Origin of the sequence: Cupriavidus necator A5-1 (genome assembly GCF_000744095.1) — a bacterium.
GTDB lineage: Bacteria > Pseudomonadota > Gammaproteobacteria > Burkholderiales > Burkholderiaceae > Cupriavidus > Cupriavidus necator_A.
This window is the reverse complement of record NZ_JQLI01000001.1, coordinates 781842-797049: the sequence shown is the minus strand read 5'-3', so window position 1 is coordinate 797049 and position 15208 is coordinate 781842. Positions and strand designations below refer to the sequence as shown.

At 64.4% G+C, this 15208-nt stretch carries 10 protein-coding genes; 1 reads left to right on the top strand and 9 read right to left on the bottom strand.

Annotation, left to right across the window (positions count from 1 at the left end):
* Nucleotides 1–66 precede the first annotated feature (66 nt).
* The 9 genes from K307_RS03585 to K307_RS03550 form a co-directional block, all read right to left on the bottom strand.
* Complete coding sequence (locus tag K307_RS03585; RefSeq protein ID WP_042876357.1) at nucleotides 67–5574, bottom strand: D-alanyl-D-alanine carboxypeptidase family protein; 5508 nt, start codon at nucleotides 5572–5574, stop codon at nucleotides 67–69.
* A 26-nt stretch (nucleotides 5575–5600) separates the two neighbouring features.
* Nucleotides 5601–6746 carry a hypothetical protein gene (locus K307_RS03580; RefSeq protein ID WP_042876355.1) on the bottom strand — a complete coding sequence of 382 codons (1146 nt, stop codon included), beginning with the start codon at nucleotides 6744–6746 and terminating at the stop codon, nucleotides 5601–5603.
* Entirely contained in the window at nucleotides 6743–7078 is a 336-nt protein-coding gene (locus K307_RS03575) for a hypothetical protein (protein WP_042876352.1), read from the bottom strand. Before K307_RS03575 ends, K307_RS03580 begins: the two co-directional genes overlap by 4 nt.
* Before the next feature lie 18 nt (nucleotides 7079–7096).
* Nucleotides 7097–8362 carry a hypothetical protein gene (locus K307_RS03570; protein ID WP_042876350.1) on the bottom strand — a complete coding sequence of 422 codons (1266 nt, stop codon included), beginning with the start codon at nucleotides 8360–8362 and terminating at the stop codon, nucleotides 7097–7099.
* Complete coding sequence (locus K307_RS03565; RefSeq protein ID WP_042876349.1) at nucleotides 8359–10782, bottom strand: hypothetical protein; 2424 nt, start codon at nucleotides 10780–10782, stop codon at nucleotides 8359–8361. Before K307_RS03565 ends, K307_RS03570 begins: the two co-directional genes overlap by 4 nt.
* Before the next feature lie 222 nt (nucleotides 10783–11004).
* Nucleotides 11005–11706 carry an AfsR/SARP family transcriptional regulator gene (locus tag K307_RS03560; protein ID WP_042876346.1) on the bottom strand — a complete coding sequence of 234 codons (702 nt, stop codon included), beginning with the start codon at nucleotides 11704–11706 and terminating at the stop codon, nucleotides 11005–11007.
* A gap of 187 nt (nucleotides 11707–11893) precedes the next feature.
* Nucleotides 11894–12157 carry a hypothetical protein gene (locus tag K307_RS47405; RefSeq protein ID WP_155301056.1) on the bottom strand — a complete coding sequence of 88 codons (264 nt, stop codon included), beginning with the start codon at nucleotides 12155–12157 and terminating at the stop codon, nucleotides 11894–11896.
* A 131-nt stretch (nucleotides 12158–12288) separates the two neighbouring features.
* A complete protein-coding gene (locus tag K307_RS50875) occupies nucleotides 12289–13764 on the bottom strand; it encodes a hypothetical protein (protein ID WP_155301055.1) in 1476 nt (491 codons plus the stop codon).
* Nucleotides 13765–14335: 571 nt separating this feature from the next.
* Nucleotides 14336–14581, bottom strand: a complete 246-nt coding sequence (locus K307_RS03550; RefSeq protein WP_042876342.1) for a hypothetical protein — start codon at nucleotides 14579–14581, stop codon at nucleotides 14336–14338.
* Nucleotides 14582–14823: 242 nt separating this feature from the next.
* Here K307_RS03550 and K307_RS49020 point away from each other — a divergent pair, with 242 nt between their 5' ends.
* A complete protein-coding gene (locus K307_RS49020; RefSeq protein WP_230625439.1) occupies nucleotides 14824–14979 on the top strand; it encodes a hypothetical protein in 156 nt (51 codons plus the stop codon).
* The last annotated feature ends 229 nt before the right edge of the window (nucleotides 14980–15208 follow it).

Genomic DNA, 15208 nt, shown 5'->3' with positions numbered 1-15208 from the left:
CCGGAGATGAGTGCATCCGGCCACATTGCCCCTCCGGCTGATGCGCCCTCCTGCTTTAAGCGGCAACTAGTCGCCGGGCCAGGTGTCGCTCTCGGTGAATGTCAGGGTGCCCACCACGCTCGGGCGAACCGGGTTTGGCGGCCGGTACGAAGGGGGCAGGCGCAAGAATCTCCATCTGTGCATAGACGGCCCGAGATTCCACCAGCGCATATTCACGTTTGGAAACCCTCCTCTTTGCTCGGATTGCACCGGGAAGCCAAGTCTGTTCAGCGGCGTGAGGGTAACGCCCGAAGGCGTCTCGACGTCCGACGTCGTTGGTTCCAGGTGGAGATTGCCGTGGACGAAGAGATGGCGTTTGGTCATGCGGATCCAACCCAGGTCGACTTCAACCGCCTGGGTGTCTATGGGGAGCGTGAGGCCACCGGGCGGGATGGACCTGCCCACGCCCGCATCGGCCGTGCCAATGACCTTCTTGGCTTCATAGGCTCCGGTGTAGTAACTCGACTCGTACCAGCCCGTCTGCTGCGCAGACGTCAGGGAGGAGCGGAGCCAGGTTTCCTTAGTGGCCGAATTCAACCAGCTGATGTTGATGACCTTGGGCGCGAGCGACCAACGGCCCACACCTTTCTCGTTACTGCGTGTATCGCGCCACACGACCTTTCCTTCGGGTGAGAACTCATACTCCCAGACCCAGTCTTTTACCCGGACCGTCCACTTGCCGAGGATCGCCTGGGCGTCGTCCGCCAGTTCCGAGTCGCTGGCGATGTCGGCCTCACCGGACTCGTGCACGCGCGTTGTCGAGGTTGACGTGGAATAGGGAACATCCGCGCGCGGCCTCAACCCGTCAAGCTCACGTCCGCGTGGATGCTGCCCGGTGACGAACCAGCGCTTGCGCCGGCGCACCTTGTCGGCCCAGCGCTGCGCGGAGGTGGTGGCGAGTACGTCCGCGATCGCGAGCAGTGCCTCGCTCTCCGGCACCCGGCCAGCGCCATGCCGTGCCGCCAGTGCCGACAGGGCCTGCTCGAGCAGCGCACGACGCCTCTTCACGCCGTCGAACTGCTTATGCAGCCACCACTTCCCGTGGCTCGCCACCGCGTCGAACATGAAGCAGAACGCCTGTTCGCTGCTGAAGTGGAAGCGGCGGCAGTAGTTCGCTGCGGACGCCAGCAGGTCGCGCACATAGCGCACCTGGATCTGCTGGAAGGCGGGATCCTCCGACAGGCGCCTGAAATAGCCGACCCACGGCTGGCGCACGGTCCAGATGCGCTTGCCGTGCGATCCGGTCGAGACGGTATTCATCTGTTCGACGGCGAAGCGGTGCTGCTCTTTGCGCGCGTCCTCGCCCTTGCGTGCGATCAACTGCAGGAAGCTCGAGGCGTCGGCGCCGAAGACCCACGCCCAGTGCGCGGGATGCTCCCTCGCGAAGTCGCGTAGCAGCGGTTGCAGGCTACCGGTGCCGATCGTCCAGTTGACCAGACCGAACGACAGGCCCTGTCCATCGAAGTTTCCGCTTAGTCCGTAAAAGCCCCCGCGCTTGCCGGTTTCGAACAAGCTGGTGATCTCCACGGCCTTCTGTTCGGCCGGCGTCAGGCCGCTGCCGGCCAAGCTGGTTTCCTGCTCCTCGTACTCGAACGATAGTGGCTGCTCGGCTTCTTCGTCAACGTTGTCGCGCGATTGGAGTTCTTCGCTGGACTCGGATGACCACTCCGAATCGCGCTCATCGCCGAACGCATCGAAGCGCGCGGGCGCGCCTTCCTCTTCGCCGGCGACGCCTTCGCCCCATTCGCCGCTGACCGCCTCGTCGCCAGACCCCAACGCCTCCGCTTCGGCCGCGAAGCCGGCGAGATCCTCGCCCGACTCGTAGCGCGCATCGAAGCGCGTCGCTACGTCTTCCTCCTCGTTGGCGATCCCCTCGCTCCATTCGCCCTCGATCGCCTCGCTGCCGTACGACAATGCCTCCCTTTCAGTCGCGAGGCCGGCGAGATCCTCGCCGTCTTCGTATCCGAACTCATCCGCTTCGGCCTCGAGTTCGCCCGTAGTGGGCAACGCCGGCAGCGCGGCGAGCAGGCGGGGCAGGTAAGCGTTCGGTATGGAGCAATGCGAAACCTTGTTGGCGGCCACTGGCAGCACACTCAGCCGTCCCTGGCTGGTGGCGGCCAGCCTGCCGAACTGCTTGCCACGGATTCCGGTCGTCAGTTCGCGCGGGACGGTCGAGCCTCTGGGCTTGTACGTGCCGTGTCGATAAACCACGGTGGCCTGCAGATCGTCGCGCGACTGCAGCCATGCGTTCCAGTCGGCGATCGGTGCGGAGTAGGTCGTGTCCAGCGCCCAGACGTGTAACGGGCGACCCAGTGCGCCCGAATGCATCTGCGGCGAAGCGCTCGCGTGCGCCAGAGCGTCGAAGAAGCCGTAGGCACGCGAGTGTCCCGACAGGATTAAGCGCTGCAATGCCGGCGCAGAGGCGCTCCCCGTTAGCGTGCGAACCTGTTCCAACGCTTCGGCTGCGACTTGGTTGAAGACGGCAGGCTGGGCCAGCCGGTGCCACTTTCGGCCGAACGCCATGCCATTCGCATCCATATGCTCCCAGTCCAGGAACGGAACCAGCAGCACGATGGGACGGCCCGACGCTTCGACCAGGTTGCCGAGGTGGAATGGGGGGTCGGTAATGAACGTCGCCGGGCGATTCTTGCGTACCGGGCGGCAAAGATCCAGCCCGTGCGCGAACACCAGCATCTCGACCTGGCGCAACGTCTGCGCAGCCTGCGTCACCAGGATGGCGATTTTCACGCCGAGCGCCTTCGCCGTGAATGTGCGCAGCAGCGACGGCGAGGCCGCTTCTTCGTGCTGGCAATGGCATCGCGCTTCGGCATGGAGCGCGTCTTCGTAGACGTATTCCTCCGATGCGGCCTCGGTGTCCCGCGACTCGTCGGTGCCCGCGGCCTGTTCGAACTCGTGGCTCGCGTCGCCTTCGAAGCGCGCTTTCAGGCCGGGTGGGTTGTACTCCCAATGCCAGGGTTCGTTGCGATAGGGGTACCAGCCGAACTCGCGCGCGCGCAGCGACATCCACTTGTAGACCGGCGAGCGATACATGCGCACCAGGTTGCCCATCTTTGCGGCAGTGCCCGCCTTCGCGGCAGTGGCGCGATCGACCCGCGTGTTGATCTCTTTGACCGGTAGGCCCGCGACGCCCATGCGTAGGTCGATCGCGAGCCCATACATGTGCGCCGATGCCTTGCGCGCGACAGCGTTGGGGTTGGGTTGATTCGCGCTCGCCGCCGCCTGCCGCGCACGGCTGCGCCACGACGACAGGATGGAGAGCTCAACGCCGTCCTGCCGCGCGGCCTCGCACATCCGCACGAACGCGTCGCGCGCTTCGCCGAAGAGCTGCTGCCTAGGTTGGCCGGGAACGGGCCGGACGGGGCGATCGCGGAAGCGGATCGTCTTCGGCACCCGGCGCTCGGGCACGACGCCGGCCATGGCGCCGAACAGCTCGCGGGCGAGGGCCCAATTGCGCTTGATCTCGACGGTGGCGGACTGCCCCCGGGGCACGTTGCCGGGGAACTCGATGTCGGACCAGTCCTGTTGCAGGAAGCGCGTCCGTTGTGCCGGATCCGGCAGCCGCTCGAGTGCGGAGCGGTGGAGCGCGAGGACCCACTCCCGCTGTTGCGCAGGCAGCTGCGCCGTCGGTCGTGCAGCGCCGCCCGCATCGTCTTCGGGCTCGAACCACTCCTGCTGCGCGTTCTGGCTGGAGGATTCGCTGGCATCGCGCTCCTCGTCGTCGAAGAATTCTGCTTCCTGCGCGTCGTAGTTCTCGTGAAACGTGTCGAGCGAGGAGCACGAGCCTGGTGCGAAGCGTCCGTCCTCGGTGAATTCGCCGCACCGCTTGTTCGCTTCCCAGGCGGGGCATGGCGCCAAATTTCGCAAGTCCAGCACCTGGAAGCGCTTCTGGGAATGCGCACTTGGGTAGCCCCGGGTGTGGAAACCGCTTGCGTCCACCACCATTTTGTCGGCGCCTGCCACGGATCGCGCCGTGGACAACCGCGGCGTATCCCGGTCGTATTCGAGCAGCCCGAAGTGGTGTCGCTCGCGCGTCTGCATAGCGCTGGCTTGCGACGAATCCCAGAACAGGAACGTGTCCTGGTGGTAGGCAATGATCAGCACCCAATGCTCGGGACACTGACGCCACACGTCCGCCTTCGCGACGCGGGCGCATCCCACTTCGGGCTTGTCGTCGCAGATTCCGCTCAGAACGCCGGCCGCGACCGTGCAGCCCTGGTCGAGCGCCCGCTTGATGCGATCCACCGCATTTTGCAGATCCTGCTTCGCGTACTTCAGGACCAGGTGCGGTCCCGGGACGTCGCCGCAGTGCGCACAGCCTGTCTGGTGCGGTTCGGATCGGCAATTCCGCCAATATGAGTCGGTCCATTGACAGCATTTGCGGGTGGCCGAAAACGGCGCCTGGTAGTCCCGCGCGGTGATCAGCTGCGAACCGTAGAAGTTGAAGGACCCACATCGCGACTTCGGTGGGTTCGCCGCTTCAAGCAGCCGGCTCGCGGTCTGGACCGCCCTGCAACAGTTCGTCGCGTTGATGCCCGCCGGCACAATCTTGCTGAAGCGGAGCATTATGGGAAACGTCCATTCGATGGACGCACCCGAGTCTTCTGCCTCGAAGGCAAGGCTGCGCACCGGCGCCACATCGATCGCACGCAGCGCGATGTCCACGCGACGATTCCGTGCTCGCTCCCGCTCCGTGCGCGGGTTCGCCACCAACAACTGCCGGGCGCCTTGTGGGACGATGCTCCAGGCCAGGCGGGCGGAGAACGGCGGCCACGGTGGCTCGGCAGGCTGGTGCGCCGCGCTCTGCCGGTCGATCGTGTCTGCGAGAACCGCACGCATCTGCAGAGCACGGTTCCGGCTCATTTTTTTCTCGAACTCGGACCCGCGCGCGACGTCTCTGTCCGCATGTCCCACCAGTTCGATCGATCGTACCGCCGTTCGGCCTGGCCCGAAACTCCAAAGCACGTACTTCGCGAGCGCGACGATCTTTGCACGCTCGGAAGGCGCAAGCGACGCAACATCGCTGCGGTAGCGGCCAAACCCGCCGACGGTGGCGCGCTTCAGCGCAGGCCGCGCGCTTGGGCTAGCGGCCAACGACTCGCCTTCAGGCTCGAATGAATCCTTCTGTGTGTACCCATTGCTTGATTCGGATGCGTCCCGCTCCTCGTCGTCGAAGTATTCCGCTTCGCTTGCCGTTGCGTCGCGCTGCCATTCGCGAGCGTGCTCGTATTCGCGTTCATCCAGTTCCTCACCGTCCACCGCGATGTCTTCGGCGGACGTCTCCGAGCCGTCGCTCTTCGCCTCCACGTCGAGCCAGGCCAGGTCCTCTTCGCTGACGCGGGTGCGCGGCAGATCTTCGTATGCACCGGCGGTCTCTGTTGCTTCCGCGTACGGCGACTCGCCCAGCTCGTGCCATGCCGGCACGGCTTCATAACGGTCCGTCTCGTCATTGCCTTGCGCGAACGGAGCATCCAGTCCAAGCGGGTCGTACGGAACGGTCGGGGCTACGGCGGACATGGTCTTTCCTCAGAAGAGGCGCAGTGTCATTGCACGCTGACGAGCCGCGGTCGGCTCATTTCGACGGGTTTGGCGCGCGCTTTCAGGTCCCTGCCGGTCGCAGCAGACCACTCGGTGATGACACGACGCGTGGCCTCGCCGATGGGCGTACCGGGTTGATACAGCTTCGCGACGGTAGTCTCGGTGATCACCGCGGATTCGATTGTCCTGAGCAGGATCGAGATGTGTTCGCTCATGGACAGCAACGCGGCGGATTTGCTGTGCGCTTGCAGTCCGACCCGATTGCCGATCAGTCTCAAGCGATTGGCCGATGAAGTGGATTGCGCCTTGAGGTCGGTGACGACGAAGTTGTCATTGCTCAGGGTGAGCTCGATCCAGCCCAGAACGGTGGCGGCCGCCAGTTCTTCGCGATCGAGCATTTCGCCAAGGCGTCGGGATCTCAGTACGAACTGGAGTTCCTGAGCAATGCGGAAGATGCGGTCCTGGTCGGTTTCGTTGCCAGCGACGAGGTTCTTGATGTTGGAGATCGCACGCCACAACTCGTACAGAAGTTCTTCGAACAACCTCACGAAGTCCGTATTGGCTGCGCTCGCCTTGACGTATTCGGCTGGGCGATTGTCCTCTGTGCCAAAGGCCAGATCCATGCCGAGCAGACGCCAGTAGGCGTTGCGGCGGACGCCCTCCGCGTCCTGACGGGCGGCGCTGGTGGAGAGCCAGGGCGCGATCAGGTTGCCCGCACCATGCAGCAACGCCTCTGTAGCTTCCAGCCATCGACGTGTCTGGGGCGAAGGAACGCCCAGGCCTTCGCCTGAACGATACTCGCGGACCACACGACGCAGGATCTGGCTTGCCCGCGTGTTCTCGAGCACATAGCTGTAGGCCAGGTGGTCCCAACTCGGAACACCCGGGTCACCCGGGGGATTGGGCAGGGCGATGGGCGCAGGCGGGTTGATCGTGGAGAATCGACCCGACGTCCACAGATTTCGGCGTGCCGGCCCGGCAGAAAGGCTGTAGGAGTCCCAGAACTGCTCGATGTAGAGCGTCAAATCGAGCGGATCGGCGATCAGGATGGCTTCTGTTGCTTTATCCAGATCGCCTGGCAGAACGGCCGGGTACGACGGTGCAGCAGGAAGCCCCAGGGTGAAGATGCCCTTGACGAGTTGGCGGATCATGACTCACTCCTCATTTGCTGAAAGCTGGCGGCACCGTCTTGTTCACGCGGAGTCGGCTTTGCCTTCCAGTCCGGCGATACCAACGCAGCCGTGAGATTCCGCACACGGAGGTCCTGATCCTCCGTCAGTATTGGCTCTTCGGGGCCGAGTGCGCGCAAGGGCATCATCTGCTGGGCGATGGTTTCCAGGCGTTCGGCGATGGTCTTGAATCCGTTGTCGAGGATGCTTTCCGTCGCACCGGCCTGTGCAAGGCGAACGAACAGCTCCTCCAGTACCGCGATGCGCGCTTCGAGCGCTGCGCTGCTCGGGCCTGACTGTGTATCGGTTGCCATGGTGATTGCCCTCTTCTATCAGGCTGCTTTGACTTCGGTAGTCAACCACGTTCTCGCCCGATCGATCCAGAGCGACGCGGTTTCGGGATGTTCGGCTTCGCGAAGGCCCGCCAGCGCGACGATCCGGATGCCCTCGGTCAGGCGCCAGTGCGGCGAGGTCCACAGTGCCGCGGCGGCACTGGTTTCCAGTACGGCAAGCGCCTTCGGCGACACGCGTTGCGGATCGAGGACGTCGGTCATCGGCCGGCTCTGCAGTGCGGGCACGGGCGCTGACAGGCACGCGGCGGCTATGCGCGGCATCGCGGCCAGCGAGCGCACGAGCAGCGGTTGCATGCTCTCGTCGGCGGCCGACAACGGATGGCGTGCTTCCATCGCGCGCTGCAGTTGCACCCACGGCCCCGTGAGACCGAAGCATTGCGTCGAGAACGCGCAACCCAGTGCCGTTCGCAGCCAGCCGATCGGATGCGGGTCGCCGATCGGCCAGCGCAGGATGGTCTGCGCATCGCCTACCACGTCGTAGAGCGCGGCGACCGAGGCATAGCCGGTGAGGAGGAAGGCATAGACGTCGGCCGCGATCTCCGAGGCCCACGGCATCCACATCCCCTGCAGTTGCCTGTCGTCGGCCAGGGCACGCCCGAGAGCGGCGCGCACCGAGGGAACCCACCCGGTGAGGTGCGCAACCTGGTGTCCTGTCTCGTGGAAGAGGGAGGTCGGTCTGTACAGATTGTGGCGCACAATCTTGATTGCCGCGACAGGCATGATCGTGCCGGGTGCCCACAGGCGCACACCTGCGCGCAGGATCGATGCGCCCGTGCCTTTGTCTTGGTACACCAGCACGCGCGGCACCGGCTTCCTCGCGCGCTGCAGGACCGGTGCCATGCTCGCCACGGCCAGCTGGTCCAGTGTCGTCAGCGCTGCGCACAGCAGCGGGCTGGTACGCGAATTGACCGCGTCGCCCAGGAAGTCCAGGGTCGTGTCGACCTGCCCGTAGCGACGACGGAAGCGCTGCACGGCGGTCGCGGCCTGCTCAACCAGCGTGGGATCCTGGCGCGCCTTCACGATCAGCGCCGCGGTGGCATCACCAAGCGCAATCAATTCCTCGACGGCGACGTGCAACTGCTTGCGCAACGGTGCGCCAGTCTCGCGTTCGACCGACTTCCACGCCGCCAGCGAAGCGAACTCCTCCGCATCGCGGAATGTGCGCGAGGCGGCCAACCAATGCGCGACCTGTCGCTCGAGGTCGGCGACGACGAGGGCATGGTCGAGGGACGCGACCTGGTTCATTTCCGGGGCCCGCCCGACGTGACGCTGATCGAAATCGTTGGCGTGCCGCGCAATGCGTTCTTCGCGGCCGCCGCGCTCGCGCCGCCCGGGCTTGCTGCGATTGCGTCCAGTCCGGGCACCGATGTCAGCCGGATGCGCACGGTAACGCCCGGATCCGGATGCGCGGCGGCACGCGCGAACGCTTCGCCGTTGTCGCGCGCCCAGACAGCGAGAGCAGGCAGCACCCAGGCATCGAGCCGCCGGCGCAGCACTGCGGTTGTGGCGGGTGGTAGCGCAGGACTGGCGGGAGCGAGCTCTTCGTGGTCCTCGCTATCTTCGCGCACGATGCGCAGGTGGCCGTTGGGTGCCGCGGCGGTCGGTTGCGAGGCGGTCTTGTACACGCTCGTCAGCGCCTGCAGCAGCGCGGCACTTCCGCGGCCCTGGCGTATGCCTTCGGCAGCGGCCTGCGCATCGGCCTCGGACAGGTACAACCCAACTGTTATCTTGGAGCGTCGCAAGTTGACCACCGTCCAGGCACGGCTCGGTGTCAGTCGTGCAGCCGCCGCATTAGCGGCGCCGGACAGCGCCAGCGCGCCCGCCGCGCCGAGCGGTTCGAGCAGGTAGAAGCGCTGACCCACCGCGATGCGGTTGCGCGAACGCAGGTATGCCGGCGCGATCGCGACGCCCAGTTTCGGCTCGCGCAGCAGCAGGCCGGCGGCTTGTGGCGTCAACGGATGCACCTGCGACGAAGCTGCACGAACGCGTCCACCGCCATTGGCGCGATCCACCCGGATCATGCGTGGCAGCGTAGTGCCGACAGCGGCTTGATAGATGTGCATGCGCGCGCGGATCGGGAAGGTCGCGCCGGCGGCGCGAAGCACTGCACCTACGGTGCTCCCGCCGAACGTCGGCAGCGCGTCGGCGATCTGCGCGGTGAGTTCCACTTCGGGCGCTCGGCTATATTTGCGGTACGTGCGTACGCTGCGCGGGCGACGCGCGATGAAGGTCCCACCGATCGAGGGGGCCTGGCGAAGGGCAGGACGTACGAAGCGCTGTGGGAAATGGCTCGCCACCGCCTCGCCGAACGCATTCGCCGCGGCGAGCTGCATCAGGTCCTCGTTCTCCAGTATGTAGTTCTCGTTCTCGGCCAGGCGTCGCACGGTGTCTTCGACGACGCTTGCCAGCGCGATCGGCGCAGCCTCGTCGTTGCGCGCCTCCGCGGCATCTCCTTCAGCTTCAAGCGCGATCAGGCGCAAGCCAGTGTCGACGATCGCGTTCGACAAGGGGCCCGACAGGTTGGGTCCGACCCAGCGCTTGATCAGCTGACCGAGGTAGCCGGCGAGAAAGCGGACGACCTTGGGACGCCCGACCAGATTGATGCCAATGCGTAGCGCGCCGAGCAGGGCCGGTACGAATTGCTCGATTGCGGGGGCAAGGTCTTCTTCATCGCTCGCGGTCCGAAAGCGATCGATCAGCACGCCGCGTGCCTCGGCCAGGCGCTCGAGTTCACGACCGCCCGCGCCTGACTCGCTGTCGCGCTCCTCGTATGACTCGCCGACAAATTCGCCCTCGGTATCGCTGGTCATCGCTTCGGCGAGAGCGGCGTCGAATGATTCGGCCAATGCTTCGACATCGGTCAGATTGGTCGGCGAAACAGCACCTTCGTACAGCATGCCTTCGTAGAGATAGCCCTCTTCTTCAGACGCTTCCGATGTGATGCGTGCCGCCAGCGCCCTTGCAGCCGGCTGCAAGGGCGTCGGGAGCCTGCCGATCGCGAACGACAGCACACGCTTGAGCAATGGATTGATCAAGCCACGCAGTTTCTTGAGGATCGGCCCGAGCACGGCACCGGCGACCTTGCCCACGGCCTTGCCGACGTTCTTTGCGGTCTTGGCGACGAACTTGACCACCTTCTTCGCCTTGCGCACGAGCGAGCCTATAAACTCCTCGCCGGCCGGTGTCAGTTCACCCGATTGTGGGTCAAGGCGATCGAGCACCTCGTCAAGCTGCTCATCGGTCAGCGACTCGATGTCTTTGCCGCTGAGGCCGGCTTCGAGCGATTCCAGGTATTGATGTGCTTCGAACCTTACGGATGACAGCTGGGCTTCCGCGTAGCGCTCCCGTTCGGCGCTCGAGGATGGCGATTCGTCGGTGAAGCGGTCAGCGACAGCCAGTTCGGTCTCTTCCGTGAGGAAGGCGATCGCTTCGTCGAACGCTTCGTCGCGCAGCTCGGCGAATGCTTGTGCGAGCAGGCGATCGGATTCGGTTTCGGAGAGCATGCCGCCTGCGGCTTCAGCGAATGGGGTGGAACTCTCGCTGAAGAAGGCGACGCGATTGGCCGTGGCCGGAGAGGCTTCGGTTTCGGACATCGCCTCGGCAAAGGGGTTCTGGTCGGACCGAACGCTCCATTCGCGTTCGTACGCTTCCTGGACGATCGTCATGTCACGACTCCGCGTCGGTGGTTCGTGGTGGAAGCAAAGCATGTGGGCCGTCCGCGGACGTCGCCCGTAGCGTCGCGCCAGCATGCCTGCCGGGTAGCGGCTTCGTTGCCGGGGCGACGCGGGTCTGACCGCCCAGCGTCGCGCATGCGTCCGTATTGCGTCCACGCGTGAGCCGACGCCCAGCCGGCGCGGGCGCGGGCGCGGTGAAAATGGTGACTGTGGTTAGCTCGAACGCCGTTTGGTGTGGTTGATTCCGACGACACGCGCAGCCAGCGCGGGATCCGGCTCGACACCCAACGCGTGAGCGAGTCGCTGCGAAAGCATCTGGTAGCACTGCATCGCCTGATAGCGGTTGCGCTGCGCGAGATGCGCGTCGATCAGCGCTTCCGCCGCGGATTCGCGCAGCGGTTCGGCGGCGACGGCGGCAGTGCCCGCCTGTACGGCCAGGCCGTACAGGCCCGATAACGCCATCGTGCGGCAGGCCGCCTCCAGCGCATGCGTACGCAGCATGTGGAACGCGTCTTGCTCAGGCAGTACCCATTCCTCGTACCATCCGGGAAGAATGTCATTGGACAGGAGTTCGATCTCATCGAGCGACAGGGGCTCACCGGCCAGCGCGCGCGCCGCGCTGCGGTGCGCCTCTTCCAGGTCGCATTCCGCATTGAGCATCAGCTCGTCGCCTATCGTCGTCACCCAGCCGCGTGGCACGTGCCATAACGCACGGCGAAGGTTCGCGCGTCCTACGTCGTCCGGCACACTTGGCCAAAGTTGGGCCGAAGCCAACCCGCGTACAGCGGGTTGCCTGTGAAGCGCCAGATATGCCAGGAGGCGGCGGCCGGGCAAGGAAAGCCGCATCATCGGGTACACGCCGAGGCGTCCGACGATCGCGATTCGGCGTTTGACGTTGTCATGGGGTTGTTCCATCCCTTCGACTCGACGGAGCGTTACTTCGGGCGGAAGTTGCGCTCACAACACTCGAAAGTGCCCGGCGACGCGCAGCCCTGTCCTTTCGGACATTGGTGGGCTCGCTGCGCCAACTTGCTGAGCCTCGGCGCGCGAACCTGTCGGTCCGCTACGGCGAATCGCGTGGCCGAAGCGGGATACTTCGTCATTAGCCCTCCAACTCCCTGAAGAACGCCACATGACTGTCGGTTGGAGCAATGGTGAACTTAGGTGCGCCCTGATTTGTTGCTGGCTCCCTGCCGTCCGACTGAGCTGAAACACCGGTGAGACCACCGCTTACCAAGAGTAGCGCCGCGAAAACTCGCTTATGCATGACGCCATAGATCGGCAGGCGCGCAGTAGGCGCACCGCTAACAGGATGGGAGACGAAGATTCCTAGGTGCTGCGGACGCAGTGACAGAAAGTCGGTCATTGACTCTTCCCCCCTCTTGATGCAAATCCAAGCCAGAACTACCTACGCCCATCTCAGATATTCCAGTCGAAACCCACCCACGATGGCAGCGTTTTGTCGGGATGATGACCTCCGATGCGCAGTGGAGCAGGTCACGGCGCGCTGCCTTCAGGCTCCTCGCCCAGGGGTGCGGCAATGTCCTCGAGAAGCGACTGGCGATTCACCAGGCGCACGAATTCACGCTCGCCTTCGACAAGGGCAACAAAAGGTGCGACTCGACGCAGCACCGCACGAGTGCGCCGCGCACGCGGCGAGTTGCGCAGCGCGTCGGCCCAGGCTTCGAACACGTTCGGCGGCAGAAGCGATTCCAGCAGGCGACGAGTCACCCAGGTCGCCCGCTCCTGTGTGTCGGCGCGGATCTCCACCCATTCGGCGCTGTCGGCCGCAAAGCCGCCGCCGGCCGGCAGTGCGGGCTTGAGCCGCTGCAGCGACTCGATGAAGCCGCTCACGAGCTGCCGCGCCGTGTTCGGTTCGAAGCCGCCGCTGTCCGAGACGATGACTCTGGTCGGGGTGGCGAGCGTCTTCGGATCGGTCGGCCACTGTGCGCCGGGCGGCAGGGCAGGCGGCCACGTCTGCGTGGGAGTCAAGCCCTCAGGCCTTGGCGGCCACACCTGCGGATACAGCGACACCAGTGCGCGCGTCCATGCCGCCTCGAGCCAGGGATAGCGCTGCGCCATGGCCCAGCGAAGCTGGCCCACCGGCACCACGGCCACGAAGCGCTGCGGGCTGGCGGGCGTCTGCTCGACGAACACCACGACCTTCACACCACGCATGCGCTCCAGCATGACGGTGGCAACGTACAGGCGCGAAGTGAGCCACTCGCCGCCATCGCCCAGCGACACGAGTGCGTAGTCGGCCGGCGCCCCCGCCTGCACGTCGACGAGCATCCTGTGCGTCGAATCGTTGATCGTAGCCGGGTTGGTGGCCGTGCGGATGTCGTCGAGCAGCGGTGTCACGGTGGCAGGAGAGGCCGGCACCAGCTCCAGTTCGACCTTAAACATCGACAGCTTGGTGATTCGACTGCCGAGCGCACTCACGAACGCGGCAATCGGCCGGCGGAACGTGAAGGCCATGACCAGCGCGACGACGGGCCATGCGAGCGCCTTCACCAACTCCACCGCCGGGCCTGCGACCACGGCGGACACGGCAGGCGCCGAGGCCTGGGCCCACGCGTTGAGGCTGGTAGCCGCGAACGCTCCAACCAGCAGGACCAGCGAAGCGTGCATCGACCTCATGGCGAGTCCTCTTCCACAATGCTCCGCGACGCGAACCACGCCACACAGCACGCTGTCGGCAGCGAGCTTGAGTGCCGGACGCCTTGCCTGGCGGCGCTGCCTGCTGCGGGCTTGCGCGGTCATCGCACCATAGTCGCCCTGCGCGGTGGCGTTGCGGCGGACAGCGACGACTCCTTCTCTCCTGAAATGTGTGGGCCCCCTTAGCCTGATGTTCTGGTGGCGTTCAACGTCGTGACTGAAATGCGCCGCCGTCCAGTTTTTCGCCATCCGAATGGGAAAGAAGATGTGCCCGGCTTCGAAGGCAAGGCTAGGAGATGCCCATTTGGGAATCAAGTGAATCCGTCGAAAGCTTTTTGCAATTCAGGTGGTAGCGGGATTCAATAACAAATATGAAACACGCCGAATTCTGGACTACTATAGGTCGACTTTCTCATCAAAAGCGCCGCCCCTGTACTGCGAGGGCACGATCCAGAACGCCGCCGACATTCGAGACAGTCAGTCGATCGCACGTGGCAGTAACGATGTCTGTTTCAGTATGGAAACAGTAGGCTTCCATATGGCCGTTTTACCTACCCAAAAATGTAAGCCATTCCTTTCATTCGTTCGGGATTCTCACACTTGAACTGGGCACACCATAAATCGACGTATATCCGAAATGATGGCTGGCCTTTCAGACGGCTGCTTCGGTCGGATACCTGTCGTTTAGACTGTGACGGCACGGCAGGCGCCAACGGGTCGGATAGAGACGACGATCATGACCGTCCGCGGGGTCCCTCGTCACAACCCGATAATTTCGTGATCGTGAAAGTATTGATCGAAATTGCGCTTTCGCTGCGGTCGTCTGCCAGTTCCGCTGCCTCGATCCCCTGTCCTCTGCGGAGCGATCTGCAAGAGTCTTCGAAAATCACGACTCCCGACAACGAGCGCGTGACCGCTCGTCAGCCTCCGCAGCTAACCTGTGCCGGCTGTGCAGACGTTCGTGCACCATCTCGCAGCGGATCAACATCATTGTCGCAGGCTCCTCGTCTGCGCCTGCGTGGGCAGCCTCCGCGGCGCTGCGCAGATATACTTGCCGGGAGACGATGGCGGCGATCACGATGACGGCGCCGACGCCGAAGGCCCGGGCCACAATCTGAAGGTATCGTGCCATGAAAGTCGCACCGGAAATCAGGAGGTGATTTGCTGGCGAGATTGCACGAAGATGCCACAAAGCGGTGCTATGCCGTTGAAGGATTGACACCGCCTCCGCTTCACCGTAGCGGGGCCTGGAGCTCGCCTTTCTGGGACACGGTACGGGCTTGACGAGCATGGCAAAGACGATCGTCCCTCTTCCGCGCGGCCACTACTGGGCCACGCCGCATGCGCCGTTTCCGCTGGACGGTCCGAACGGCCATGATGAAGTCTTCTGGCGCCCATTGCATCAGCGACGGCAAATGGGTCACTTTTTACAAAGACGGCGAAGAAGTCCGGGCATGTAATGGCATCTGTGCCGCCGCCCATTTCGACTTTGCCGCCGTACCGAGCGCCAGCGAGTCGACGGCCGACTGAGTTACCGCCGGTCGCCGACAGATCGTCCGCCCTGCCCCGTTCAACATACCCCCAGCAACCCGCAAAATTTCGCTCTACTGGCGTTATGTCAAATCAGAAGATTTTTGCGGACCCGCACGTGCTCAGACGTTGGTTTGCATAATATTGTTCTTGGTTTTTGCAGAAACCTACACTCAAAAGCGTGCCGCAACGGGAGTCTGCGCACATCGACGGAAGTCAGTTCGGAAGC

Coding starts and splice junctions, on each gene's coding strand:
- K307_RS47405 (WP_155301056.1), bottom strand. CDS start 12,157: ATGACCGACTTTCTGTCACTGCGTCCGCAGCACCTAGGAATCTTCGTC.
- K307_RS49020 (WP_230625439.1), top strand. CDS start 14,824: ATGATGAAGTCTTCTGGCGCCCATTGCATCAGCGACGGCAAATGGGTC.
- K307_RS03585 (WP_042876357.1), bottom strand. CDS start 5,574: ATGTCCGCCGTAGCCCCGACCGTTCCGTACGACCCGCTTGGACTGGAT.
- K307_RS03580 (WP_042876355.1), bottom strand. CDS start 6,746: ATGATCCGCCAACTCGTCAAGGGCATCTTCACCCTGGGGCTTCCTGCT.
- K307_RS03560 (WP_042876346.1), bottom strand. CDS start 11,706: ATGGAACAACCCCATGACAACGTCAAACGCCGAATCGCGATCGTCGGA.
- K307_RS03550 (WP_042876342.1), bottom strand. CDS start 14,581: ATGGCACGATACCTTCAGATTGTGGCCCGGGCCTTCGGCGTCGGCGCC.
- K307_RS03565 (WP_042876349.1), bottom strand. CDS start 10,782: ATGACGATCGTCCAGGAAGCGTACGAACGCGAATGGAGCGTTCGGTCC.
- K307_RS03575 (WP_042876352.1), bottom strand. CDS start 7,078: ATGGCAACCGATACACAGTCAGGCCCGAGCAGCGCAGCGCTCGAAGCG.
- K307_RS03570 (WP_042876350.1), bottom strand. CDS start 8,362: ATGAACCAGGTCGCGTCCCTCGACCATGCCCTCGTCGTCGCCGACCTC.